Source organism: Leeuwenhoekiella sp. W20_SRS_FM14 (assembly GCF_052119605.1).
Classification (GTDB): domain Bacteria; phylum Bacteroidota; class Bacteroidia; order Flavobacteriales; family Flavobacteriaceae; genus Leeuwenhoekiella.
Genome location: NZ_JBGQOK010000005.1, coordinates 242,906 through 268,672, shown reverse-complemented (window position 1 = coordinate 268,672; position 25,767 = coordinate 242,906). Strand labels below are relative to the sequence as shown.

Below are 25,767 nucleotides of genomic sequence, written 5' to 3'. Positions count from 1 at the left end.
GATGCTGAAACAAGTTCAGAATGACGAAATAAAAATTAAACTTTTTAAAATGATTTGGGCGTAACCCTTCGGGTCGGGCTATACGTTACAAGTCCGCGCTCGTTCCTCGCTGTGGGCTTTTCACTGCTATCCCTTACGCGGGTTTACGATAGTTTCGTCACCTTGAACTCTTTTAAGGGGCGCAGATTTTAGGAGTATGATGCTGAAATAAGTTTAGTATTACAAAAAGCGTTAGGGATAGCAGCGTAAATCCTCCTTGTTGCCCGAGGCAACAAGGAGATTGCAGTGTATAGCCCGACCGTTAGGGAACGCCCAAACAGCAAAGCTAATGATGTAAAAGCCTATTAATTGAGTTTAAAACTAAACCGCTGTGCCTTCAATTCATTTAACAACGCACTACTTATTTTTACTTTTTTCTTACGACTGGGCATCTGCAATGCGATCTTTTCGTCAGATTCAAAGACGTAAAAATGCAGATTGTGATCGCCGCGGTGATTAAATAAGGTTTCGCGCAGCTCATCAATACGGCTGCTTTGTACTTCTTTTAGATCCAGATTGATGGTGAGTTTTTTGCTAAAGGTTTCCATAACGTCCTGTAATTGCATAAAGTTGTTAAACTGCAAACGGGGATCGCCTTTTTTTCCGGTATCGCGGTTGGTCCATCCTTCACGTACAAAAACACGCATATGCACAAAAGAGTTGGGTATTAAAAAATGCCTGAATTTTAAATACTCTTCGCCAAACATCCTAAACTCGTATGACTCATCAAAATCTTCAACAGTAAATGCTGCCCAGCCTTTTCCGTTTTTAGAAACCCGATGCTGCACATCGCTAATTACCCCACCAATGGTAAGTTCACGGTTAAGGTGATTATCAAGGTTATTAAAATCACTAATCTTGCCGTTGCAGAAATTTTCCATTTCTAATTTAAAATCATCTAGCGGGTGCCCACTAATGTAAATACCTACCACCTCTTTCTCGCGACGCAGTTTTTCCATCGTTCCCCATTCTTCACAGGGAGGCACCACTGGCTCTGGGATTTGCACTTCACTGGCATCGCCAAACAAACTTACCTGAGACGAATTCTCATTTTCCTGAAATTTAGCTCCATATTTCACTGCTTTTTCAAGGAAGGTAATGCCATCGCCCTCGTCTTTAAAGTATTGCGCGCGGTGGGTGGTTGTAAAGCTGTCAAAACCGCCGGCCAGTGCCAGACTTTCAAAAGCTTTTTTGTTAGCAGCCCGTAAATCTATACGCTTTGCAAGGTCAAACACAGAACGATACGGCCCGTCTTTACGATTGTCAACGATGGTTTGTACTGCGTTAGCCCCAACGCCTTTTACAGCTCCCATACCAAAACGTACCGCGCCGCGGTCGTTTACGGTAAATTTTCTAAACGATTCATTCACGTCTGGCCCTAAAACTTCGAGTCCCATACGTTTACACTCTTCCATAAAGAAAGTAACCTGTTTGATATCGTTCATATTGTTAGACAGTACCGCAGCCATATATTCGGCAGGGTAGTGGGCCTTACAATAAGCGGTCTGGTAAGCAATCCACGCATAACAGGTAGAGTGAGATTTGTTAAAAGCATAGGCAGCAAAAGCTTCCCAGTCTTTCCATATTTTATTTAAAACCTCTCGAGGATGGCCATTTTTCTCACCACCTTCCAGAAATTGGGGTTTCATCTTATCAAGTACCGATAAAATCTTTTTACCCATCGCTTTACGCAAGACATCGGCATCACCTTTACTAAAGCCTGCAAGGCTCTGTGACAAGAGCATCACCTGCTCCTGATAGACGGTTATCCCGTAAGTTTCCTCCAGATATTCCTGCATGGCAGGTAGATCGTATTGTATTTCTTCGTCACCGTGTTTTCGCGCAATAAAGCTCGGGATGTATTCCATAGGGCCCGGGCGATACAAAGCGTTCATAGCAATGAGATCTTCAAAAACAGTAGGTTTTAATGCCTGCATGTGTTTTTGCATCCCGGGTGATTCATACTGAAATATCCCTACCGTATCACCCCGCTGAAAGAGTTCGTAGGTTTTTGCATCATCTAGCGGAAAATTATCGGGATCGAGATCAATCCCGTGTTTGTGTTTTACAAGTTTTACAGTATCCTTAATCAGCGTAAGGGTCTTCAGACCCAGGAAGTCCATTTTTAGCAGACCGGCTTCTTCTACTACCGAGTTGTCAAATTGCGTAACGTATAAATCGGAATCTTTTGCTGTGGACACCGGGACGAAATTAGTAATGTCATCGGGCGTTATAATTACCCCACAGGCGTGAATACCCGTGTTACGCACCGAACCTTCAAGCTGGCGTGCTCTTCGCAAGGTTTGGCCCTCAAGATCATCACCTTCGGCAAGGTTGAGGAGTTCGTTTACCTTTATAAGATCATCTGAGCGAAATTTCTTTTTTAATTCGGCTTCACTTTGCCCAAAGATCTTGGCAAGCTTCGACATATTGGGAATCAACTTGGCAATGCGGTCTGCATCTCCTAACGGAAGATCAAGCACCCGGGCGGTATCTCGAATTGATGATTTTGCTGCCATGGTACCGTAGGTGATAATTTGCGCCACCTGATTAGCACCATATTTATTGATTACATAATCCATAACCCGGCTTCGGCCCTCATCATCAAAATCGATATCAATATCGGGCATACTCACACGATCTGGATTTAAGAAACGCTCAAAAAGCAGATCGTATTTAATAGGATCAATATTTGTAATTCCCAGACAATAGGCTACCGCAGAACCGGCAGCCGAACCCCGGCCAGGACCTACCGAAACATCCATATTACGTGCTTCGCGAATGAAATCTTCTACAATCAGGAAATAACCCGGATATCCCGTATTCTCAATAACGCTCAACTCGAAATTGAGTCGCTCTTCAATTTCGGGAGTTAAGTCTGGATAGCGCTTTTTAGCTCCTTCAAATGTGATGTGCTTGAGGTATTTATTTTCTCCGCGTTTTCCACCATCGAGTTTATCTTCTTCAAACCTAAATTCTTCAGGAATCGTAAATGCAGGTAATAAGACATCACGCGCTAATACAAAAGCTTCAATCTTATCTACAACTTCACTCACATTGCTTATCGCTTCCGGCAGATCTGTAAACAGGGCCTTCATTTCTTCGGCAGACTTAAAGTAATATTCTTCATTATCCAGACCAAAACGATATCCACGCCCACGACCTTTTGGTGTCGCAACCTTCTCCCCATCTTTTACACACAATAAAATATCGTGAGCAGAGGCATCTTCTTTCTCAATGTAGAAGGTGTTGTTAGTGGCGACTAGTTTTATATCATGAGTTTTAGAAAACTCCACTAAAGTCTGGTTGACCCGGTCTTCATCTTCCTGCCCGTGACGCATAATCTCAATATAGAGATCTTCATCAAAGGTATCTTTCCACCAGAGTAAGGCCTCTTCGGCTTGCTTTTCACCTACATTGAGCACTTTACTGGGTACTTCGCCATATAAGTTACCGGTAAGTACGATAAGGTCTTCTTTGTAGCGCTCTACAATCTCCCGGTCTATACGCGGAACGTAGTAAAATCCGTCTGTATAAGCAAGCGAAGCCATTTTTGCGAGATTGTGATAGCCCTTTTTGTTTTTTGCGATAAACACAATCTGATAGCCGTTGTCTTTTTGGGTTTTATTTTTATGATCCTGACATACGTTGAGTTCGATCCCAACAATAGGTTTTATAATGGTTTCTGTAGGTTCTTCGCCTGCTTCTTCGAGTTCCTTATTTTTTTTGGCTGCTGCGGAATTATGTGCAGTCAATGCTTTCACAAAGTGGAAGGCACCCATCATGTTTCCCATATCGCTAATGGCGACTGCGGGCATCTGATGTTTTTTTGCAGCAGCAACCAGATCGTGTACACTTGAAGTAGACTGAAGGATGGAGAACTGCGAGTGGTTGTGCAAATGCACAAAATCTACCTTGGCAAGTTGGGCTTTGTTTTCCTTAATTTCTTCTTTAGAAATATCTGCCTGATCTACTTTTTGTAGCGTTTTGCGTATTTCTTCGGAAGCTTTTTTAAGATTTATATGCTTAAGCCCGATAAATTGAATCGGCTGCGGATTAGCTTCTGAAAAGTTTTCAAAATAACCTGCCGGTACATCTAATTCTTCCTGAGTAAATATGCGACGGCGTACCAGTTCAAAAAAGCAACGTGTGGTTGCTTCCACATCTGCGGTGGCATTATGTGCTTCAGAAAAAGGTTTGTTGAATAAATACTGGTGTAATTCAGTAAGCGTAGGAAGTTTAAATTTTCCTCCACGACCTCCGGGAATTTGACACAGTTGTGCGGTTCTTTCGGTACAGGTGTCTAAAACCGGAAGTTCTTGTAATTGGTTTGTAACATCAAGTCGGTAAAATTCTGCACCCATGATGTTTAAATCAAAACCTACGTTTTGACCCACTACAAATTTTGTCTTGTCTAAAGCAGCTTTAAATTTCCCCAGAACTTCGCCGAGAGGAAGTCCATCTCGTTGAGCCAATTCTGTAGAAATACCATGTATGCGTTCTGCATCAAAAGGAATGTCAAAACCATCAGGACGTATTAAATAATCTTCGTGCTCCATGCAGTTGCCCATGTCATCGTGAAGTTGCCACGCGATTTGTATGGCTCTTGGCCAGTTGTCAGAATCGGTAAGGGGAGCGTTCCAGTTTTTAGGTAAGCCGGTAGTTTCTGTATCAAAAATTAGGTACATCTGGTTCTCTTTGAATTACTCGATAGTCGAGGATTGAATCGTTTGACAGCTAAAGCTGTCAAAATAATTTTAGAAAAATATTAGATCAACTTCTTAAAACGCTGTGCTCTAAGACCGAAATAAAAATGGGCTAAAAGTTTAAATTTAAAGAAAAACAGAGGCTTTAAAAAGTTAACTTTTGAGGAGTTATTAACGTATGTATCATAAAAAAATCCCCTTCAATAGTTGACTATTGAAGGGGATTTTAGAGTTTATTTTTATTTTGGCTAATTCAAATAAACAGATTTTATGCCATTATTTCAAAGGCTTTTACTTCTTCTAGTGTGCTTTCTATAACTCCTAATTGAGATTTTAAAATGGCTTCAGTTGTAGGAGGTAGATGTGGTTCGCTCAGAATATTTTTATACTCCTCTATAGCGTTATTTTCCCCACGTATCGTTTCTTTTAAAAGCGCTTCGTCGCTGTTACTAGACACTGTAGATTTTATATTCATCCAAGCTCTGTGTGCATCGCCTGCCAGACTCGTACCTTTTTCAGGAGTCTCGCCATAAGCTTTAATTTCATTTTTTATATGGTGGCCAAAATCATAACGCTCTTTTGCTTTACGATTAAAGTATTCTGTCAAAGTTCCATTCTTGGTATGGTCTGAAGCTAACTTGTAACCTGCTTCCGCGTCGTAATTCTTGGTTAATAATTCGTTTAACTTATTCGAAATTTTTTCTGTGAACTTCATCTTCTAACTTCTTTTAAATTATCGAAACGTTTTTGTTAAGGTAACGTGTTTCGTCTACGTTTACTTTAAGATACTAAGTTAAGCCGCCAGAAGCAAATAAATTAAGAGTGTTTAACTTCTATATCAGGTGTTTAACACTTTTAGAATTTCTTGCTAATGAGACTTAACTTAAATATATTTTATGCTAAAGTTTCAAGGGCTTTAGCTTCTGTCAATGCATTTTGTACACTGTCGCGTTGTTTTGCTATTATGTTTGTTGTAGATAATGGTAATTCACCATTTTTTATAATCTCATTGTATTCTTCCAGGGCAGTTTTTTCACCACGTATCGCTTCTTCTAAAACTGCTTCATCCTTGTCTGAGGTCAATGCAGTTTTTAAATCCATCCACAGACGGTGTGCATCTCCTGCAAGACTGGTGCCTTTATCTGGCTCCTGACCAAGATTACTCAGTTCGGTTTTTAATTCGTGACCAAAATCATAGCGGTCCTGTGCTCGACTTAATAAATAATTTTTTAATGCTGAATTCTGAACTTTTTCAGCAGCATTTTTATACCCTGCTTCAGCATCGTAATTTTTCTCTAATAATTCGTTGAGCTTTTTGCCCATATCATCTGTATAACTCATAGTATTTTTTTTGTTGAATTGCTTTAGGTTATTCTAAAACACACCTCAATTTATATCGAAAAAAAATTCAATTTTCAGAATTAACAGGTTTTAACCGCTTTTAAGTCAAATTAACACAGGGTTTAAGAAGTTTTTTGTTAAAAAAATAACGCTTCCCCTAAGTAGGAGAAGCGTTATCTATTGAATGGAAGTAGCTGTTTAATCTACCTTTAAACCGGCATCTATACGTGCGATTAAATCTACGTAATGGAACCTGGTCAATGTGTCTCTGGAGTTGTTTTTACGTGAATTTAAATCTGAACGTAGCTGCGTAAGTTCACCGCGCATAAGAGGTAATACATCTGATATTAAAATCTCTTGATTGTCTTTTTCAAGTTCGCCTAGATAGGAGGTAGCGATTTCTACATATTTACGTTGTAGATTTCTGCGGTATGCATCAGTTTTTTGACCTTGATACAATTCGTTGAAAATCCCTTTTCTTAAATCATTCATTAATGTAACCGCCGAATATGCAGATGCGCCATTTTTCTGCTCATTTTCAATCATTCTGGTAAGACGCTTGCCTGATAGTAAATTGCTAAGCGCATAAATTTGTACACTTTTAACCTGCTCAATAGCTCCTTCTGCTTCAATGCGGTCTAATATATCTGAATTTAATAGCCACTGTGGGGTTGTGAATGCATTTTCGTTTAGAAAATCTACAGCTTCCTGCTGAACTTCTTTAGGCACCGGTTGATATACCACACCTTTCTGATCTGAAGTTTTTATAGTTTCGTAAATGCCGCCTACATTAGTAACTACGTGATTGATATAACCGCGCCATAAACGGGCTAATTCTCCATATACTTCGCTTAAGTCATCATAGCCGTAGCCGTCTTTGGTAGTCCAGTTTATTAAATTAGGCACTACTTTCTTCAAGTTAGCTAAACCATAGCTGCTGGCTTTGATGTTATCATCTCCCAGGCTTTCGGTTTGAGAATGCGGGTCTATACCGTTAGCGCTTCCAAATTCATACCACGGGTTTCCTGCTTTTTCAAGAATCCACTTATCTAGAGTAGGTTTTTCTTCTATAGAGCTGTTTGCTTCAGGAATATATCTATATCCCCAGTTGATAGCATATAAATCGTACGGTCCCATCATGCGTATGTAGCGTACGCCATCATCTCCTGGTTGCGCTACATAGTTTACACGCGCATAATCCATAATAGAAGGGGTGAGTCCGTATTTCTGGGTAAAAGAAGCAACACGTAGCGAATCTGTAGGATATGCTGAACTTGCTTTCATATTATGAGGTAAGCCTAATGCGTGACCTACTTCGTGAGCAATAACCATACGCATCATCTCACCTATTTCTGCTTCGGGAGTTTCTAAAGTACGTGCAGCCGGGTTTTGAGCTCCAGCCTCAATCATAAAACGGTTACGGTAGGAGCGTAGGTGGTTGTGATACCAGATCACATCACTTTCTATAATCTCACCCGTTCTTGGGTCAGATACAGAAGGTCCTACAGCATTACGCGTTGTGCTTGCCACGTATCGAATTACAGAATAGCGCACATCTTCCGGGCTAAAGTCAGGGTCTTCTTCGATAGAAGGCGGGTCTTTAGCAATAATGGCGTTTTTAAAGCCGGCAACTTCAAAGGCTTTGTTCCAGTCTTCAATACCTTGCTTGAAGTAGGGGCGCCACTTTAACGGAGTTGCAGGATCTAAATAATAAATGATGGGTTTTACGGGTTCTACCAGTTCACCTCTTTTGTAGGCTTCGATATCTTTAGGTATTAATTTCCAGCGGCGAATAATTTTATAATCATCTGCTTTTAACTGTTCAGAATCGTAATTGTATTTTTTAGAGGTAAACCAGCCTACACGATCATCTGCAAGTCGCGGTTGCATTTTATCGTCTGGAAGAAGAACCATAGATTGATTCATTAGCAAAGTTAGGGTACCGGCTTGATCGCGCTCTGGTGGCTCCTCTGCATCATAAGTCATTACGTGTTTAACTTCTACATTCTTAGGAAAAGCTGCAGCAGACTCGATATATGATCTGGTTCCATCTAACTTTTTAATCTTATATTCTTTGCGTAGTCTTGAAGATACACCGTTTATAGCATCAATATCTTTAGTAAATAGGTCTGTTACTTCAATAACGAGATTTGTAGAATCTTTACTTTTTGCGGCTATTGCTGTACTGTAGAGTATAGGGAAGAAATTATTTGCTTCTACAGATTTTGAGATCGGGCTGTTCTCGTCGCTTTGATTTTCAAAACTAATTACTTTTAGGTCAACATAGTTTCCGCGTTTTATCCAGCGTACCACCTGCTCATTTACTTTAGAACCTGCATTAACATAACCACCGCCAAAACCAGAGGGAACTTTTGCAATACGACTTACTAAAAGCATGTCTTTGCCTAATAAGCTATCTGGGATTTCAAAATAGAGTTTTTCATCAACGGTATGTGTTGTGAAAAGCCCCTGATCACTTAAGGCTTCTTTAGTGACAACCTTGTCGTAAGGTTTGAGTTTAGAATCCTTTTTGTCTTTAGTTTCAATCGCTGTGGAAGCTTTATTCTGGAGCTTTTGAGATTTGCAACTGTAGAGTAAAATACATAGGAGAGGTAGTAATACGAGTTTTCTTAGCATCATGTTGAATTTGATGCATAATTTACAGAATCGTTACTAAATCTACACTGCAAAAATTACAGAAATTTCATCGCATGCTAATAGTGCTTCTGAAGCACAAATAAGAAGGATTGAGCTGCTTCTCTAAATTTTCTTCTCGAGTCTGCGTTGAATGATTTGTTTACTAATTCTTTTGAATTCTGAAGTTCAAAAGAGTATGATTCTACAAGTTTAGTAGTAAAAAGATGTAGCACCTCATCTGAAATTTCAGTTCGAAGGTTGCAAGCGTATCCTTTTTTTTCTTTTGCTATACTTGAACAGGATTCTAATGCTAGTGTTATAGCGTTGCCATCTTTAAATTTGAGCGTGAGTTTATCCCCAACTTTAGATTGAGCTAAATTTTTACGTGTACCCAGAATAAGATAATTAGTATCTAAAAGACTTTGAAATCCCAGATGTAAAGAGTCATCATCTGTAAGGCTTAATTTATTTGCATTCTGAGTTCGGGTAACATCAAAATACAAACCTATATTTTTACCATCCTCGTGCTCAATATTAAGTATTGAGTGGCCGCCCATTACGTACTCGGTTCTATCTTTATAAGCCTTGGTTTTTACGAGGTAATTTGGCGCAAATAAAATATTATGTTGAAGACCGTTATCGTTAGATTTTGATCTTTTAAAAAATTTAAAGAGCATAATGGTGTCAATTTTCTTATATACGAAAAAATAGAGCTATTATGTAGGGGAATTTTTTTTATTCTAGGCTGCAAAAATAACCAAAATAGCATTGCTATTTAGTTAATAAATTACCAATAAAAAAAGCCTCCTGTTGAGGAGGCTTTTGTACTCGGGACGGGACTTGAACCCGTACGAACTAATGTTCATTGGATTTTAAGTCCAACGTGTCTACCAATTCCACCACCCGAGCGTGGGCTTTCAATTAAACACCATTTTATATATGGTGAAACTATTAGAGCGAAAGACGGGATTTGAACCCGCGACCCTCACCTTGGCAAGGTGATGCTCTACCCCTGAGCTACTTTCGCAATTCATTAAACTGTGTCGCTTAATGCGGATGCAAATTTACAAGATTTCTTCAATCTGCAAAGCAATTTCTGAAAAAAAATTAAATCTTTATGAAACCTTATTTTTTTTACTTCGAATAAGCATTCTTTTTATCTCATTTAATTTCATTAAAGCTTCAACAGGCGTTAGTGTATCTATATCAATATGAAGTATTTCCTCTTTAATTTCTTCTAAAAGGGGATCGTCAAGATTGAAAAAGCTAAGCTGCATTTCATCACTGTCTTTTTCTTTTAAAACTTTCTGTTGATCTTCTTTTCGGCTTGAATTCTCTAATTTTTCAAGCATTTTGTTTGCTCTGTGTAAAACTTGTTGTGGCATTCCGGCCATTTTAGCTACATGTATCCCAAAACTGTGCGCACTACCTCCCGGGATTAACTTCCGAAGAAATAAAACCGTGTCTTTGAGCTCTTTAACAGATACATTGAAGTTTTTTATACGTAAAAAGGTATCGCACATATCATTGAGTTCGTGATAGTGGGTTGCGAACAGGGTTTTAGGTCGTGCTGGGTGTTCGTGCAAATATTCACTAATTGCCCAGGCAATAGATATGCCATCATAAGTACTGGTACCCCTGCCTATCTCATCCAGTAAAACTAAACTTCGGTTAGATATATTATTTAGAATACTTGCTGTCTCATTCATCTCAACCATAAAGGTAGATTCTCCCATAGAGATGTTATCGCTTGCCCCCACGCGAGTAAAAATGCGATCTACAAGGCCTATACGGGCAGCTTTTGCAGGTACAAAACTTCCTATTTGTGCTAATAAAACAATTAAGGCGGTTTGTCTTAGAATAGCAGATTTACCAGACATGTTAGGGCCGGTAATCATAATCATTTGCTGGGTATCTCTATCTAAGTAGGTGTCATTTGCTATATAAACTTCACCCAGCGGGAGTTGTTTTTCAATTACGGGATGACGCCCTTCTGTGATCTCGAGTTCAAAAGACTCGTCAATGACAGGTCTTGAGTACTCGTTTTCTTTAGCCAAACATGTAAATGAACGCAAACAATCTAGCTGCGCAATGGTGTTAGCATTGGTCTGCACAGGGTCAATAAATTGAGTAATCCAGATTACAAGCTGATTAAAAAGTTGTTGCTCAATCCCCAATATGCGTTCTTCGGCTCCCAGAATTTTAGCTTCGTATTCTTTTAGTTCTTCGGTGATGTAGCGTTCTGCATTTACCAGCGTTTGTTTACGTATCCAATCTGCTGGCACCTTGTCTTTATGCGTATTACGCACTTCAATATAATACCCAAAAACATTATTTGAAGCTATTTTTAGAGAAGTAATGCCTGTTCGTTCAGTCTCTCGGGCAAGCATTTTGTCAAGATATTCTTTGCCCGAAGTTGCTAAACCTCTCAGTTCGTCAAGCTCTTCGTGAAATCCCGGGGCGATGGTATTTCCTTTTATCACATTTACCGGAGCATCCTCGGTAAGTGTCTCTTTAATCTTTGATCTTAAATGCTCCAGATTATTAATTTTTTCTGCTAAAATCTGAAGTGCTTCGTTTTCTGTATTTTGAGCCAGTGCTTTTATAGGCACCATTGCTTCTAAAGAATTTTTAAGCTGAATAATTTCCCGGGGTGTAACCTTCCCCGTTGCTACCTTAGAGATAAGTCGCTCAACATCTCCTATTTTTTTTATGTGCTGTGATAACTTGTCGTAAAACTCATTATTGTTTAAAATATATTCTACAACCTCGTGTCGCTCCTGTATGGGCGCGATTGATTTTAGCGGTAAAGCAAGCCATCGCTTTAGAAGCCTTCCGCCCATAGGCGATATAGTTTTATCAATAACATCTAAAAGTGTGATAGACTTAGTAGAAGTGCCCTGGTATAGCTCTAAGTTACGTATGGTAAATCGATCCATCCACACATAGGCGTCTTCGGCAATACGGCCTATGCGTGCAATATGCTGAAGTTTGTGATGCTGCGTCTCGCTTAAATAATGAAGTGCTGCACCGGCCGCAATTATACCTTCATCTATATCATCAATGCCAAAACCTTTTAGAGTTTTTGTATTGAAGTGTTTATTTAAACTTTCTCGGGCAAAATCTATTTGAAACACCCAATCTTCCTGATAGAAGACGTGAAAATCTGTGCCAAAACTATCTTTAAATTCTTTCTTGTTGCTTTTACTAATAAGCAGTTCGCTAGGGTTAAAATTTTGAAGTAGCTTATCTACATAGGCGCAATCTCCCTGCGTTGTAAGAAATTCACCAGTAGAAACGTCAAGAAAAGAGAGTCCTAGCAAGCGTTTACCAAAATGTAATGCGCCCAGAAAGTTATTGCTTTTAGACTGTAGTACTTCGTCGTTTAAAGCAACACCCGGAGTTACGAGTTCGGTCACTCCGCGTTTAACAATAGTTTTTGTGGTTTTGGGATCTTCTAATTGATCGCAAATTGCAACCCGGCAACCCGCTTTAACCAGCTTAGGTAAATAGGTGTTTAGTGAATGATGAGGAAAGCCTGCAAGTTCGGTACGCTCACCGCCATTATTTCTATTGGTTAAAATTATACCTAAAATACCGGCAGCCTTTACAGCATCTTCTCCAAAAGTCTCATAAAAATCACCCACTCTAAAAAGTAACAATGCATCAGGATATTTGGTTTTGATCCCGTTGTATTGTTTCATTAAAGGAGTGACTGTTTTCTCTTTTTTCTTAGACATAACTAGTGTTGCCGTATTTATATTTAGTGGGTATAAATTTAAAGAATATCACAGGGAAGTTCTTCTAACTCCCCTAAGAGTTATTTGTTTTTGTCAACAATTTAATGGGAGTTTCTTCTGAATTATAATTCAAAAAATTTAATCCTTATTTTATCGAATACTTATTTTTACAAGATGAATAGAAAGTTAAAGAACAGCGAACTCGATCGTAAGTCTGTAGATGAGTTTTTGAGTGCTAAAAAGACACCCATTATCGTGGTGCTTGATAATATAAGAAGTCTTAATAACATAGGTTCTGTGTTTAGAACAGCAGATGCTTTTCTCGTTGAGGCTGTCTATTTATGCGGTATTTGCGCACAGCCACCTAATAAAGAAATCACTAAAACCGCTTTAGGAGCTACAGAAAGTGTAACCTGGGAATATTTTGAAGATACTTTAATTGCAGTTGAGCAATTAAAAAGTTTAGGGTATACGATAGCTTCTATTGAACAGGCAGAACGAGCGGTCATGTTAGATGATTTTGTTCCTGAGCCAAATGCCAAACTCGCTGTAATATTTGGGAATGAGGTAAAAGGAGTACAGCAAAAAGTCGTAAATGCTTCAGATATTGTGCTTGAGATTCCTCAAATAGGAACCAAACATTCATTTAATATAGCTGTGAGCGCTGGTATTGTACTTTGGGATGTGTATGCTAAGATGAAAGCACTGTGATAATATAATTTTAAATAATATATTGAATTGTTAAAAATTATATAATTCTACTAAATCTTTCCTAAATACACTAGTATTGGCAATTTTATGTAAGAGTTTTGCGTTACCCACATAACAAAGAACCCAACATAATGAACGTTAATAATTTTGATTACGCATCGTATTCTAGAGGAGCTAAAGATGGTAAGAAGCTTGGAATCCTAGTAGGAATAATAATAGGCTTTGCATTTATGCTGGCGCTACTTTGCTTTTTTTACTATTAGCTTTCAATCAATTTTTATTTAATCTGATTGAGAATTGACAAATAGTCGGCGCGGTTTTTTACAAAATCCAGTTCTGAAATATCTATTATTTTAACTTTTCCCGGGCTACTGTTTTTTATCATATTCAGATAGCCCTTATTTATTTTCAGTAAATAATTTTCAGATATATCCTGCTCGTAAGATCTACCACGCTTTTTTATATTTTCCAATAAACGCTCCGGATTTTGGTAGAGATAAATGTATAAATCTGGTCGTGCAATTTCGCGATACATTATACCGTGTAACTTCTTATATAAATTGTACTCTTCTTCAGTAAGGGTGATTTTTGCAAAAATGAGTGATTTAAAACAATCATAATCGCCTATCATAAAATCTTTAAACAAATCATATTGACCTATGTCATCAAGCAGTTGTTGATAGCGGTCTGCTAAAAATGACATTTCAAGAGGAAAGGCATAGCGCGCCTGATCTTCATAAAACTTAGGGAGAAACGGATTGTCTTTAAAGCGTTCTAGAATAAGTTTTGCATTAAAATCTTCAGAAATCATAGTAGCCAATGTGGTTTTACCGGCTCCAATATTACCCTCAATCGCAATGTAATTTTGAGCGCTGAAGTTATAAGCGCTGTTGGGATTTTTGAGGGGTTCTGTTATTTTTTCAGGAATTAGCTGATCTGTAGTTTCCTTTAATAACTCTCGTATTTCTTTTTTTAATACAGGATGTTCAAAAGTTGTAGCAATGTCATTAAGCGGGTATAAAACAAAATTACGCTGGTGTAACCTGGGGTGAGGGACTTCTAATTTTTCAGTATATAAAATTTCATCGCCATAAAATAAAATGTCAATATCTATAAGGCGATCTGTATATCCTTGTGTAGAACGTACGCGGCCCAATTCTTTTTCAATAGTTAAAATTAAATCTATTACCGCTGCGCTTTCTAAACGGGTTTGAATTAGAATCGCACAATTAAGAAAGTCTGCACCTTCAAAACCCCACGATTTAGTTTTGTAAACAGGTGAAATCTGTTTTACGCTTCCTAGTTCTAAGAATAGTTGATCTACCGCATTTTGAAGATTTTCAAATGAGTTTCCCTGGTTGCTTCCTAAAGATAAGAGTATGTTTTGTAGTGCTTTAATGGGTGTAGAATGTTAAATAATTTAAGAGCAATTTAAGTAAAAGCAGTGTACATTCTGCTAATTTTGACGACTAGAACCTAATAAATTCAAGAGTTTGACGCAAGCCTCAATAAGCCAAAGAGATGCACTGGCTGCCTACCGCATTTATTTCATTCTGGGAGCTTTGTTTATTTGTTCTCTTGTAGTCTCTAATCTTATTTTTCAAAAGTTTTTTTACTGGGATTTTTTTGGTCTTTATCGGTTTGAAATTTCCGTAGGAATTTTGCCATACCCCATCACGTTTTTAATTACAGATTTGCTGAGTGAGATGTATGGTAAGAAAAAAGCAAATCAAGTAGTTACCGCAGGAATTTTTGCTTCATTATTTTCTTTACTAATAGTATATACCTCTGCGGCAGTCCCGGCAACTTCATGGTCTCCTGTTAATGATGCATTATTTAATACCGTTTTTGGGGCTACAGTAGTAGCGGTTTTAGCGTCTATGCTGGCTTACCTGTTTGCACAGTATATAGATATACAACTTTATCATTTTTGGAAAAATCTCACAAAAGGAAAACATTTATGGCTTAGAAATAACTTTTCCACTTTTTTTAGTCAGTTTTTAGACACCATCACGGTGCTATTATTGTTGTGTAGTTTTGGTAAAATAGAGTGGGAGCGTTTTACAGCACTTTTGGTTAGCGGTTTTTTATTTAAGGTACTTATTGCTATTTGTGATACCCCTTTTATGTATTTAGGCGTTTATATATTTAGAAAACGGTTTAACCTCGCTCCTAATCAAGAGTTAGGTTCTGAAATTGAAGTATTTCAAAAAGAAGAAAAAATTTAAAGAGTATGAAAAAGATATTTAAAATATTAGGAATTATACTGGTTGTTCTAATTGTAGGACTTATTGCTGCGCCTTTCTTATTTAAAAGTCAGCTTGAAGATTTATTGAAACGTTCAATAAATGAAAATTTAAATGCAACGGTTGCGTGGGAGGAATTTGATCTTACTTTATTCTCGAGTTTCCCAGATGCAGCGGTTCAGGTTAAAAATTTTAGCATCGTTAACAAAGCTCCTTTTGAAGGTGATACTTTGGCGAGCGGTGCCTTATTACAGCTTGATATGGGCGTGATGCAACTTTTTAAAACTTCGTCTGGCAACCCTATCGCAGTTGATGCAATTAAATTGAATCAAGCTTTTGTAAATATAAAAGTGGATAGTTTGGGCAATGCAAATTATGATATCACAAAAGAGAGTGCAACTCCAGAAACAGATACGATTGCAGACAATACCGGTAGTTTTAAGTTTGATATACAGCATTATGAACTCAATAATTCAAGGATAAATTATTTAGACGAAAGCACAAAAACGTATTTGAAGCTTACCGAAGTTAACCACGAGGGTACCGGTGATTTTTCTGCAGCAGTTTCTAATTTAGACACAAAAACTGAAGCATTAGCTTCCTTTGACTTTGATGGAGTAAATTATTTAAACTCAAATAAAATTAAGCTAGATGCACTTATAGAGATGAATCTACCAGAACAGCGCTATACCTTTAAGGAAAATCAGCTTCTCGTTAATCAGCTTCCATTAGTGTTCTCAGGATTTGTGAAAATTAACGAGACTAATAATGAGCTAGATCTTGCATTTGAAACACCATCTAGCGATTTTAAAAACTTTCTCGCTGTGATACCTGAGATTTATGCAAAGAATCTTGATGGGGTGACAACTACAGGCGATTTTATAGTTAATGGTAAAATAAATGGGATTGTTGATGAGACGCATATTCCGAAGCTTGATATAGAGATCAAATCAAATAATGCTTCTTTTAAATATCCTGACTTGCCTAAAACGGTAGAAGATATTGTAATAGATATGCAAATAGTAAATGAAACGGGCCTGGTAGAAGATACCTATTTGCGTCTGGGCAATTTAAATTTAAGAATAGATCAGGATGTTTTTAATGCCAAAGGAAGAATAGACAGGCTTACTACAAACCCTCTTATAGATCTGGCATTAAAGGGGAAATTAAATTTAGCCAATCTAGAAAAGGCGTATCCTTTAGAATTAGATCAGGATTTAAATGGAATGTTGACAGTAGATATGACTGCTAATTTTGATATGGAAAGTGTAGATAAAGAACAATATCAGAACATCAAGAGTAGTGGTACAGCTAACTTAAAAGATTTCAAATACATTTCGCCAGAACTACCTAATCCATTAACTATTGCAGTTGCTAATGTAAAATTTAATCCGGGAACGATAACCCTTGAGAATTTAACGGCACAAACCGGTAAAACAGATTTGGCTGCAAAAGGAAGCATAGAAAATCTTATTCCTTTCTTGCTTTCTAAACAAAATTTAAAAGGTCGTTTTAATGTAAACTCAAACACTATAAACCTTAGTGATTTTAGTGTTGTTGAGACAACGCCTGTAACTCCTGCTGAGTCAAAGACAAAGACTGTTACTGCCACAAAAGAAGCCGCAATTAAGATTCCTTCATTTTTAGATGCAGCGATAGATTTTTCTGCAGGAAAGGTAATTTATGATAATATCACACTTTCTAATGTTAGAGGTAATGTTGCGATTAATGATGAGACCGCAAGTCTAAATAACATACAATCTGATATTTTTGGAGGTGCAATAGCACTTCAGGGAAATGTGAGTACTAAGGGGCTAACCCCAACTTTTGGGATGAATTTAGATCTTAAAAGTGTAGATATCAGTAAATCTTTTGAAGGATTAGAAATGCTTCAGCAGTTTGCGCCTATTGCAAAAGCCTTGCAGGGAGCATTAAATACAACAATAAGCCTTAAAGGTAATCTTTCAGACGATCTAACACCGGTGTTATCATCACTGGCAGGAAATGCTTTAGCGCAATTACTTACCGTAAAAGTTGATCCTGAAAAAATGAAACTTCTTAATGCCTTAGACGGAAAACTAGATTTTATAAATCTTCAAAATATCGACTTAAGTAATTTAAAAACACAGTTGAGTTTTAATGATGGTTTAGTTACTGTAAAGCCCTTTGATTTTAATGTTAAGGGTATTAATGTAGGTGTAAGCGGAACACATAGTTTAGAAAATACAATTAATTATGTATTGAATCTTAAAGTACCGGGTACGTTTTTAGGAACAAAATTAGGGAGTACATTGTCAAGTTTAAGCAACACAGACCTAGATAAATATACTGTAGATCTACCTGTTAATTTGTCGGGGAGTTTTACGAGCCCTCAGGTGAATGTTAATATGCAGCAAGCAGTAACTAATTTAACGCAACAGATTGTTGCTACTCAAAAAGGAAAATTACAGCAGCAAGGTGAAGATAAAATAAAAGATGTTTTAGGTGGCTTATTAGGCGGTAGTAAAACGACCAAGGACACTACAACTACATCTAAACCTAAAGATTCTTTAGCGACTAAGCCTAATACAACAACTGTAGTAAAGGATGTACTTGGAGGCTTATTTGGTAAGAAGAAGAAAGCAGCAGATACTACAAAAACGGGTAATAACTAAGTTAATCTGTAAATTTTAAGCATAAAAAAAAGCACCAGGAGGTGCTTTTTTTTATGCTTAAATATAAGTTTAAAACTTAATTAGAAACTTATAACTATAAATTCTGAGCGTCTGTTAAGTTGATGTTCTTCTTCTGAACAGTCAGACCCATTACCGCAGTCGTTCATAAGTTCTGTCTCACCAAAACCTTTTCCTGTAATTCTGCTAGCATCTATACCACGACTTATAATATATTCTGCAGTTGATCGTGCACGTTTATCAGATAAGCTTAAGTTGTATGCGTCTTTTCCGCGACTGTCTGTATGTGAGCGTACTTCTACAATGAGGCTAGGATTTGTTTCCATAACTGCAAGAACTTTTACTAATTCTAATGCAGCGTCAGGGCGAATGTTAAAGCGATCAAAGTCAAAATAAATAGGATTTAGCTTCAGTAATTTTGCTAAATCATCACCTTGATTAATTTTAGTAATACGAGGTTCTAATAATAAATCAACCACCATAGATTCTCCATTAGCTTTAGGAGTTACAATTAGTTGTTCTGCAGAGTAGTAATCTGGTTCTTCAGCACGTATAAGTATTTCCTGATTACATAACGGATTTAATGTGTAATTGCCTTGTGCATCAACTTTAGTAGTTTCAAGAACCTTCCCATTAAGATCTACCACACTTACTGTAGCAGTAGGTATAGGTAAGAGTGTTTGTTTGTCTTTTACGGTGCCAGTAACTAAAATCTCACATACCGGCGGAGGAACAGGAGTTCTTGTAAATTTAAAAATATCATCACTTCCCATCCCAAAATAGCGGTTAGTAGAAAAGTAGCCGGTGTTGTTAAACTCATCAACTACAAAACCAAAATCATCTTGAGGACTATTTACAGGTTTGCCTAAATTTATTACATAGGCAACGTCTCCATTTTTCTTTGTAGCCACTACGTAAATATCAAGACCACCTAATCCCGGGCGACCATCTGATGAAAAGTAAAGGTTTCCTTTTTTACTAATATATGGGAAATTTTCACGGCCTTCTGTATTAATGATAGGGCCTAAATTTTTAGGTTCACTATATTCATCGTTTCCTAGAATATCAACCACCCAAATGTCTGATAAACCTTCACTTCCCGGCATATCTGATGCGAAGTAAAGTTTTTTATTGTCAGGGCTTAATGAAGGGTGTGAAACCGAGTAATTGTCGTCGTTAAAAGGTAATTCTTTAGGAGTTCCCCAAGTGCCACCCCGTTTTACAGATTTGAAAATCTTAAGACGTATGGTACCATTTTTGTCGGTACGTTTTACTCCCTGACTAAAATTGTTTCGGGTAAAGTACATGGTATTACCATCTGATGTAAATGATGGAGAAGACTCGTGAAACCGTGTATTAATGTTTTCAGCAAACTTTTCAACTTTACCAAGATCACCTGTTTCAATATCTATAGGAGCCTGGTAGAAATCTAAGAATGGCTCGTTATTCCAAGTATGTATGTATTTTTTTCCGGTTCCTGTATCTCTTGAGGATGAGAAAATAAGTTTGTTTTCATAAATCATAGGCCCAAAGTCAGAATATCTGGAGTTGGTTTTTCTCAGATTTTCTACTTCATATTCGCTATCACTGTAGCTAATTTCTTCTAGGTAATCGGGCTCTTTATTAAAAAGTTCAGCACGGGAATCTCCTCCTTTTAGACGACGGAATTCTTCCATCATCTCATCAGACTTATCGTATTGTTGAAGGGCTTTTAAAGACTGTGCATATCTAAACAAATACTCGGGAGTTATTGTTTCAGGATATTTATTGAAAAGTTTTTCAAACCATTTAGAGCTTTCTTCATATTTAGCGTTGAAATAATAAGAATCTCCCAGTTTTTGAAAAAGTTCTGCAGATTCATAACCTTCTCCGGCTAACCTTAAGTATATTTTTTGAGCATCAATAAAAGCATAGCTCTCAAATTTCTTATCAGCTTTATTTAATTCCTTATTTTGTCCATAAAAATAAAAAGGTGCTATGAAAACTAGCATCAGTGTAACCCACTGTTTCATATTAACTCGCATATTCATTGAGTTTATTAAAGATTAAAGGGGGCATTAGGAGAAGGCAAATATATATAAATTAATACCAGACAAATATACTACTTCAAAACTTTAGAAGTATGGGGGTTTTTACTGTTTTTCAAGTTGTTACTAAGGTGTGCCAGAATTTTAAGAATTTGAAATTTGAAGCGGTTTAGAATGTATTTTCATCAATCCATTAAGAGCTTAAAAGCACATTTGGTAATTAGCCTTTATATTTGCTTAAAATACCTATATGATATTAGATACAATAAAAAATCGCAGATCAATATTTCCTAATCAGTTTGAGGCCGAAACTATAAGTGATGATAAAATAAGGACTTTGCTTGAAGCGGCAAATTGGGCTCCTACGCACGCCAAAACAGAGCCGTGGAGATTTAAAATATTTAAAGATGATGCTCTAGAGCTACTTGCTGACATTCTTAAAACAGGATATACTAAAACTACTCCAGCAGATAAATTTTCAGAATTTAAATTGAATAAAAGTATCGAAAAAGTAATGCAAAGTGGTGCGGTAATAGCCATATGCATGCAAAGAGATCCGAAAGCGCGCATTCCGGAATGGGAAGAAATTGCTGCTGTAGGGATGGCTGTTCAAAATATGTGGCTTACAGCAGGTGAACAGGGATTGGGTGGTTACTGGAGTTCTCCGGGTTATATTACCGAATTGGGTACCGAACTGAAACTTAATGAAGGTGAAAAATGTTTAGGTTTTTTCTATCTGGGAGTTTTTAATGGTCCTAACCCAGAAGGTGTACGTACGAGTATTGAAGATAAAATCACCTGGTTTTAATAGCTTTTTAACTCAAATAATTAAGAATAAAAAATCCCTGATACGTATAATATCAGGGATTTTTTTCTTTTTGAATTACTTATCCAGAAAGTCTAATATCGTTTTAGTTATAAAATCAATCTGATCATCTTCTAATTCGGTATGCATAGGTAATGAGATCACTTCTTTTACAAGTTTGTTAGTTACTGTAAAATCTGCTTCATTATAACGCTCGTCAACATAAGCTTTTTGTTTATGCAAGGGTATGGGGTAATATACCCCACAAGGAATATCATTTGCATTTAAGTGTTTAACCAGTGCATCACGATCGGTATCTTTTAAGCGCAAGGTATATTGATGAAATACGTGACAATCACACGTATCACAAATCAAAGGCACGGTAATTTTATCGTGATTTGCCAGCTTTTCAGAATATTTTCTGGCAGATGCTCTACGTTTATCATTGTAAGTATCAAGCAACGGCAATTTTACTCGTAAAACTGCTGCCTGTATAGAATCTAAGCGAGAATTTACACCTACAACATCGTGGTGATAACGCTCATACATACCGTGATTAACTATACCGCGTATCGTATGTGCCAGAGCATCATCATTAGTGAAAATAGCGCCACCATCACCATAACCTCCTAAATTTTTAGAAGGAAAAAAGGATGTACTTCCTACGTGACCTATAGTGCCGGTTTTAACACGAGTACCATCTCTACGAGTGTAATTAGCTCCTATTGCCTGTGCGTTATCTTCTATAACAAATAAATTATGCTCTTCTGCTATTTGCATAATGGCATCCATATCTGCAACCTGACCAAATAGATGAACAGGAACAATAGCCTTAGTTTTTGGAGTTATTGCTCGTTTTATAGCCTCAACATCTATATTAAAACCGTGTGGGGTCACGTCTACCAGTACAGGAGTTAACTGCAATAAAGCTATTACTTCTACCGTGGCAGCAAAAGTAAAATCTGCAGTTATAACTTCGTCTCCGGGTTTTAAACCCAGACCCATCATTGCAATTTGCAGGGCATCTGTACCATTTGCGCACGGGATGACGTGTTTAACGTCAAGATATTCTTCCAGCTCTTTTTGAAATGAATGAACCTCGGGACCATTAATAAATGCAGTGGTATCTATAACTTCCTGAATAGAGTGGTTAACCTGCTCTTTTATAGATTCGTATTGACCTTTAAGGTCAACCATTTGAATTTTTTTCATAGGTAATTATTCAGCTGAACTATTTTTTCTATTGAATTCTTATTGTTGAACTCCGTGTATTAATAGGAAGATGTTCAAGCTAGTTATGTAAGTAATAATTCAGTTTTAATAACAAGAATTAAAAAGCTAATTCAGTAATTTTTTTGTTCTACGAAAATACAAAATCTCGATCCGCTAACCAATCTCTTTTTTTAGCCTAAAACGCTATTTTTACACCCTTATGCAACACCTGTATTCTTTTATAATCTCGCTTTTTAATGGTATTCTGCCGGTCTTTGGTTTATTTGTTCCTAAACTGAAAGAATTTAGACGCGTTCGGGTAAATGTTTTTTCTACATTAGAAGCTGCTATTTCTAAAGAAGATAATTATATCTGGGTTCACGCAGCCTCATTAGGAGAGTATGAGCAGGCAGTCCCCGTTCTTGAAGAGATTAGAACGAAGTACCCAAACTTTAAAATTCTACTTACCTTTTTTTCTCCTTCAGGTTATGATGTAAAATATAATACACCTTTAGCAGATGTTGTAACGTATTTGCCATTAGATACAAAAGTCAATGCAAGGCGCTTTCTTAAAATTGTAAAACCAAAACTGGCGATTTTTGTAAAATATGAGTTTTGGCCTAATTTTCTAAATGAACTTCGCATTACAGATACCCATACAATTTTGATTTCGGGTATATTTAGATCAAAACAACCCTTCTTTAAATTCTACGGAAAATGGATGGTCAACTCTTTAAACGCATTCAATTATTTCTTTTTACAAAATACTGCCTCTCTAGAACTACTGAAACAACTAGGTTTTAAAAATGCTATTGTAAGTGGCGATACTCGCTTTGATAGAGTAAGCATACAATTGTCGTATGATAATTCGCTTTCATTTATTGAAGAGTTTAAGCAAAATGAATTACTGCTTGTTTGTGGGAGCACCTGGCAAGAGGATGAAGCACTACTTTTAAATTTTGTGAATAGTAATCCAAATCTTAAGATTTTGATAGCTCCACACAAAATCAATTCAGAAAAAATAGATAAGCTTATCGCAGCGATTGAGATTCCGGTTGTGAGGTATTCTCAAAAGGATACTCAAAGCTTAAAAGAGGCACGTGTTCTTATTTTAGATACCATAGGCCTATTGAGCAAAGCTTATGCATATGCATCTATAGCTTATGTGGGCGGTGCAGCGGGTCAAACGGGAATGCACAATATTCTTGAGCCGGCAACTTTTGGGATTCCTATTTTAACCGGTACTCATATTGATAAATTTCCTGAAGCCTTAGAGTTAAGACGACTAGCGGGCTTATATACGGTAAATAATGAGAGTGAGACCACAAGTTTATTAAATAGATTCCTAAATGATGATCAATTTAGGTTACAGACAGGAATGATTAATGGTCACTATGTTTCAAGCAACACCGGCGCTACAACTGCTATAATGGCTTATTTAAATCAGACACTTACGGCCTCGTTTAAATAAGCTCTAAAGGGAAGCATTTCTTTATAAACTGTGATTACACGTTCTTCAAATTCATCACCGGTTACTAACTTTTGACTGAGATCGTGTTGTACAGCAAAGGTTTTTCGGCGTAGTAAATCAATGTGTTTGTGATCCTGACTAAATCCTTTAGGTGCTGTTTTAAGGCTGTCACCATCATCTATTAGGGTTCCAAAAACTTTTTTGAAACTAGGTTTATTAAGTATATCGAGTAATTCGTCTCCATTATAATCTATAGCCTGTCGTATACTTTTGAGTATTGAAGATTTAGGTTTATAAAAGCCACCGGCAATAAAACTCTCAGATGTTCCCAAATGTATGTAAAAATCACCTTGTTTCGTTTCTTGATCTAGCCCTGCTCCAAAATGATCTTTATATGTAGGTTTGTTAGGATGATATAGTAAATTATTATTAATGCGATTTATAGCTTGTTTGCCTGTTGTAGGTGTGTAGTTAGGATCTATCGCAGCCAGTTTAATATCCATTTTATTAAGCCAGTCTATATAAAAGTCGCGAACTTCAAAATAATAATTGCGATTCTCATCCATCCATTCTTTAGAATTATTTTGCTGTAATTCTCTAAGAAATGTATAAAGTTTGTAGAAACTCATTTTTTTAGCTCAAAGATAGCAGTGGCAAGTTTGTTGACTATTAAATAATTAACATTTAACTGAATATTTAGAGATATTGGGAATCATTTATAAATGGTCTATCTATAAAGTAGTTAGATTTGTTCGTTCAACCAAATGAATATATTATGAAAAAAGTAATTGGAATTTTTGCTTTAGGCCTTATAGTTTTCAATACAATTTCTTGTAGAGAGACTGAAGATAAAGAGACTGTTGTTGTAAAAGAAGTTCAGGTACAAACTGAAACTCCAGACAACGAGGGTATTTTAGAGCGTACTGCAAAGAAAGTAGATAACGAAGTCAATAAAGAAATTGACAAAAAAATAGAAACAATTGGTGACGATAACTAATTAATTAATATTAGCATTATGAAAAATATAAGCTTACTAGCAATCCTTTTAGTAGCAACACTTTCTTTTACTTCTTGTCGCGAGAAAACCGAAAAAGAAAAACTTGTTGAAGAAATGAAAGAAGAAGGTGCTGTTATCGATGAGAAAATAGACGATGACGGTAATTATAAAATTAAAATGGAGTCTGATTCTAAAGAAGTAAAAATTAAAGAAGATGCAGACGGTGACACTAAAATCAAAGTTGATAATTAGTAGGAATAACCCATAATTTATTTAAACCCATAAGCTTTGCTTGTGGGTTTTTTACTTTAAAGTGCGCATTTGATTTTTTAAATCAAGCATTCCCTGTTGCAATTCTCTCAATAAATTACTTTCTGATGGGGCATCAAGGTGAAAGGTCAGCTTACTATTTACCTGCCATAGCTCTTGAATATCACTTACCTGTACTTCAAAGGGAAGGTATTCTTGATTTAATGAAATCAACAAAACTTTAGAAGGGTCTGGTAGCTTTTGTAGTTTTTTAACCACCACAGCATCAGGTAGAACCACCACATAAACCTTATTGTTTGTCGCCTCACCCATATTTACGGTAGCTTTTCCTAATACCCAATCTTCGGGCATAAAATTAGGCATCATACTATCTCCCTCAATTTGAAAACCACGGTAGGTTGCATTACGATATTGTGGTAATGGAAGATCAAATGCAGGCAATTGCTGATACCAGTCTACATCCTGCACATTATGCGGGTAACCAGCGGCAGCTTTTTGATTTACCATAACAAGATTTTCATTATCACTCGCATCTACGGTAACTACTTTAGGACTTACATCACCTTTACCGGCGTGCAATAATTTTTGATTGCTATACCCAAAAAGCCACAGCGGATTAATATTATAGAGCCTTAGAAGTTCAGTAACAATCTGTCCTGAAAGTTTTGTACGCCCACGCTCAATATCTGCAGTAGAATTTTTAACACCTAAAGCTTCAGCAAACTCAGTCTGTGTAAGGTTTTGCTCTTCTCGTATTTGCTTAAATCGGCGAACATCGCCTGTTATATCATTGATTCCCATATCGTAAATGTACTATAATTCGGAAAAAATCCTAATTAAAAATAGGAAAAAATCCTTTAAATAGGAAATATTCTTTAAATTCGTAGAAATTC

18 protein-coding genes and 2 tRNA genes are annotated in these 25,767 nt (G+C 36.8%); 7 read left to right on the top strand and 13 right to left on the bottom strand.

Annotation, left to right across the window (positions count from 1 at the left end; genetic code table 11):
- Positions 1–344: 344 nt before the first annotated feature.
- From dnaE to mutS, 8 genes are all read right to left on the bottom strand, one after another.
- On the bottom strand, positions 345–4,727 hold the full coding sequence (dnaE, locus tag ACEN25_RS10940; protein ID WP_441802950.1) for a DNA polymerase III subunit alpha: 4,383 nt from the start codon (positions 4,725–4,727) through the stop codon (positions 345–347).
- A gap of 286 nt (positions 4,728–5,013) precedes the next feature.
- The gene (locus tag ACEN25_RS10935; RefSeq protein WP_028376694.1) at positions 5,014–5,460 is read right to left on the bottom strand and encodes a ferritin-like domain-containing protein; all 447 of its coding nucleotides are present in this window, start codon (positions 5,458–5,460) and stop codon (positions 5,014–5,016) included.
- A 179-nt stretch (positions 5,461–5,639) separates the two neighbouring features.
- Positions 5,640–6,086, bottom strand: coding sequence for a ferritin-like domain-containing protein (locus tag ACEN25_RS10930; protein WP_028376693.1), 447 nt, complete (start codon positions 6,084–6,086; stop codon positions 5,640–5,642).
- A gap of 198 nt (positions 6,087–6,284) precedes the next feature.
- Positions 6,285–8,723, bottom strand: a complete 2,439-nt coding sequence (locus tag ACEN25_RS10925) for a zinc-dependent metalloprotease (RefSeq protein ID WP_441802949.1) — start codon at positions 8,721–8,723, stop codon at positions 6,285–6,287.
- Between the two features lie 77 nt (positions 8,724–8,800).
- Positions 8,801–9,400, bottom strand: coding sequence for a hypothetical protein (locus ACEN25_RS10920; RefSeq protein WP_441802948.1), 600 nt, complete (start codon positions 9,398–9,400; stop codon positions 8,801–8,803).
- Between the two features lie 148 nt (positions 9,401–9,548).
- Positions 9,549–9,632 (bottom strand) — tRNA-Leu (locus ACEN25_RS10915).
- A 46-nt stretch (positions 9,633–9,678) separates the two neighbouring features.
- Positions 9,679–9,750, bottom strand: a tRNA-Gly gene (locus ACEN25_RS10910).
- Positions 9,751–9,838: 88 nt separating this feature from the next.
- On the bottom strand, positions 9,839–12,463 hold the full coding sequence (mutS, locus tag ACEN25_RS10905; RefSeq protein ID WP_441802947.1) for a DNA mismatch repair protein MutS: 2,625 nt from the start codon (positions 12,461–12,463) through the stop codon (positions 9,839–9,841).
- 174 nt (positions 12,464–12,637) lie between these two features.
- Between mutS and ACEN25_RS10900 the strand changes: the two genes are divergently transcribed.
- On the top strand, positions 12,638–13,174 hold the full coding sequence (locus ACEN25_RS10900) for a TrmH family RNA methyltransferase (protein WP_441802946.1): 537 nt from the start codon (positions 12,638–12,640) through the stop codon (positions 13,172–13,174).
- Between the two features lie 277 nt (positions 13,175–13,451).
- Here the strand turns inward: ACEN25_RS10900 and folK are convergent, their stop codons facing one another.
- The gene (gene folK, locus ACEN25_RS10895) at positions 13,452–14,555 is read right to left on the bottom strand and encodes a 2-amino-4-hydroxy-6-hydroxymethyldihydropteridine diphosphokinase (protein WP_441802993.1); all 1,104 of its coding nucleotides are present in this window, start codon (positions 14,553–14,555) and stop codon (positions 13,452–13,454) included.
- 112 nt (positions 14,556–14,667) lie between these two features.
- On the opposite strand from folK, the gene ACEN25_RS10890 reads away from it, so the two are divergent.
- Positions 14,668–15,402, top strand: coding sequence for a queuosine precursor transporter (locus ACEN25_RS10890; RefSeq protein ID WP_441802945.1), 735 nt, complete (start codon positions 14,668–14,670; stop codon positions 15,400–15,402).
- A gap of 5 nt (positions 15,403–15,407) precedes the next feature.
- A complete protein-coding gene (locus ACEN25_RS10885) occupies positions 15,408–18,074 on the top strand; it encodes an AsmA family protein (protein WP_441802944.1) in 2,667 nt (888 codons plus the stop codon).
- A gap of 80 nt (positions 18,075–18,154) precedes the next feature.
- Here the strand turns inward: ACEN25_RS10885 and ACEN25_RS10880 are convergent, their stop codons facing one another.
- Complete coding sequence (locus tag ACEN25_RS10880; RefSeq protein WP_441802943.1) at positions 18,155–20,083, bottom strand: OmpA family protein; 1,929 nt, start codon at positions 20,081–20,083, stop codon at positions 18,155–18,157.
- 286 nt (positions 20,084–20,369) lie between these two features.
- Between ACEN25_RS10880 and ACEN25_RS10875 the strand changes: the two genes are divergently transcribed.
- Complete coding sequence (locus ACEN25_RS10875; protein ID WP_441802942.1) at positions 20,370–20,927, top strand: nitroreductase family protein; 558 nt, start codon at positions 20,370–20,372, stop codon at positions 20,925–20,927.
- Between the two features lie 75 nt (positions 20,928–21,002).
- Here ACEN25_RS10875 and ACEN25_RS10870 read toward each other — a convergent pair whose 3' ends face one another.
- Positions 21,003–22,136, bottom strand: a complete 1,134-nt coding sequence (locus ACEN25_RS10870; protein WP_441802941.1) for a DegT/DnrJ/EryC1/StrS family aminotransferase — start codon at positions 22,134–22,136, stop codon at positions 21,003–21,005.
- Between the two features lie 220 nt (positions 22,137–22,356).
- On the opposite strand from ACEN25_RS10870, the gene ACEN25_RS10865 reads away from it, so the two are divergent.
- On the top strand, positions 22,357–23,607 hold the full coding sequence (locus ACEN25_RS10865) for a 3-deoxy-D-manno-octulosonic acid transferase (RefSeq protein WP_441802940.1): 1,251 nt from the start codon (positions 22,357–22,359) through the stop codon (positions 23,605–23,607).
- Here ACEN25_RS10865 and ACEN25_RS10860 read toward each other — a convergent pair.
- Positions 23,580–24,236: a DUF2461 domain-containing protein gene (locus tag ACEN25_RS10860; RefSeq protein WP_441802939.1), complete on the bottom strand. Its 657-nt coding sequence runs from the start codon at positions 24,234–24,236 to the stop codon at positions 23,580–23,582. The genes ACEN25_RS10865 and ACEN25_RS10860 overlap by 28 nt on opposite strands.
- Before the next feature lie 146 nt (positions 24,237–24,382).
- Between ACEN25_RS10860 and ACEN25_RS10855 the strand changes: the two genes are divergently transcribed.
- Together ACEN25_RS10855 and ACEN25_RS10850 are read left to right on the top strand one after the other, a co-directional pair.
- A complete protein-coding gene (locus ACEN25_RS10855; RefSeq protein ID WP_441802938.1) occupies positions 24,383–24,604 on the top strand; it encodes a hypothetical protein in 222 nt (73 codons plus the stop codon).
- 18 nt (positions 24,605–24,622) lie between these two features.
- Positions 24,623–24,856 carry a hypothetical protein gene (locus ACEN25_RS10850; protein ID WP_441802937.1) on the top strand — a complete coding sequence of 78 codons (234 nt, stop codon included), beginning with the start codon at positions 24,623–24,625 and terminating at the stop codon, positions 24,854–24,856.
- A gap of 51 nt (positions 24,857–24,907) precedes the next feature.
- Here the strand turns inward: ACEN25_RS10850 and ACEN25_RS10845 are convergent, their stop codons facing one another.
- Complete coding sequence (locus ACEN25_RS10845) at positions 24,908–25,675, bottom strand: LexA family transcriptional regulator (protein ID WP_441802936.1); 768 nt, start codon at positions 25,673–25,675, stop codon at positions 24,908–24,910.
- Between the last annotated feature and the right edge of the window lie 92 nt (positions 25,676–25,767).